The organism is Streptomyces sp. NPDC059398 (genome assembly GCF_042751845.1).
Taxonomy (GTDB): domain Bacteria; phylum Actinomycetota; class Actinomycetes; order Streptomycetales; family Streptomycetaceae; genus Streptomyces.
This window is the reverse complement of the sequence record NZ_JBHYWP010000067.1, coordinates 45,274-46,506: the sequence shown is the minus strand read 5'-3', so window position 1 is coordinate 46,506 and position 1,233 is coordinate 45,274. Positions and strand designations below refer to the sequence as shown.

Annotated in this window: 1 protein-coding gene; it reads right to left on the bottom strand. The window is 68.5% G+C overall.

The annotated features are described in order from the left end of the window. Positions 1–46 precede the first annotated feature (46 nt). The coding region (aceB, locus tag ACFXBC_RS22805) for a malate synthase A (protein WP_385027319.1) at positions 47–1,233 on the bottom strand (1,187 nt) is incomplete at its 5' end.

Below are 1,233 nucleotides of genomic sequence, written 5' to 3'. Positions count from 1 at the left end.
GTGCGGCGCCGGGGCTGCCCCCGTTCCTCTCCTGCGTGACCGAGCCTCAGTTCCCCAGCTGCTCGTACGCGGGCAGCGTCAGGAAGTCCGCGTAGTCGGCGTCCAGGGACACCGTCAGCAGGAGGTCGTGTGCCTGCTGCCACTTGCCCGCAGCGAACGCCTCCGCGCCGATCTCCTTCTCGATCGCGGCCAGTTCCTCCGCCGCGACCTTCCGGGCCAGCTCCGCCGTCGCGTGCTCGCCGTTCTCGAAGACCACGTTCGCGTTGATCCACTGCCAGATCTGCGAGCGGGAGATCTCCGCCGTCGCGGCGTCCTCCATCAGGTTGAAGATGGCCACCGCACCCAGGCCGCGCAGCCATGCCTCGATGTAGCGGATGCCGACCTGGACCGCGTTGACCAGGCCCTCGTACGTCGGCCTGGCGTCCAGCGAGTCGATCGCGATCAGGTCACCGGGTGCCACCGAGACGTCCTCGCGCAGCCGCTGCTTCTGGTTCGGGTTCTCGCCGAGCACCGCGTCGAACGACTTCATGGCGATCGGCACCAGGTCCGGGTGGGCGACCCAGGAGCCGTCGAAGCCGTCGGCGGCCTCGCGGTCCTTGTCCGCCTTGACCTTCTCGAAGGCCACCTTGTTGACCTCGGCGTCACGGCGCGAGGGGATGAAGGCGGCCATACCGCCGATGGCGTGCGCCCCGCGCTTGTGGCAGGTGCGGACCAGCAGCTCCGTGTACGCGCGCATGAACGGCGCCGTCATCGTGACCAGGTTGCGGTCCGGCAGGACGAACTTGGAGCCGCCGTCGCGGAAGTTCTTGACGATGGAGAACAGGTAGTCCCAGCGTCCCGCGTTCAGCCCGGACGCGTGGTCGCGCAGCTCGTAGAGGATCTCCTCCATCTCGTACGCCGCCGTGATCGTCTCGATCAGGACGGTCGCGCGGACGGTGCCCTGCGGGATGCCGACGTAGTCCTGCGCGAAGACGAAGATCTCGTTCCAGAGGCGCGCCTCCAGGTGGGACTCGGTCTTCGGCAGGTAGAAGTACGGGCCCTTGCCGAGCTCGATCAGGCGCTTGGCGTTGTGGAAGAAGTACAGGCCGAAATCGACCAGCGCGCCGGGGACGGGGCGGTCGTCGAGGACGAGGTGGCGCTCGTCGAGGTGCCAGCCGCGCGGGCGCACCACGACGGTCGCCAGCTCGTACGCGGGCTTCAGGGCGTACGACATGCCGGTCTTGGGGGGCGTGA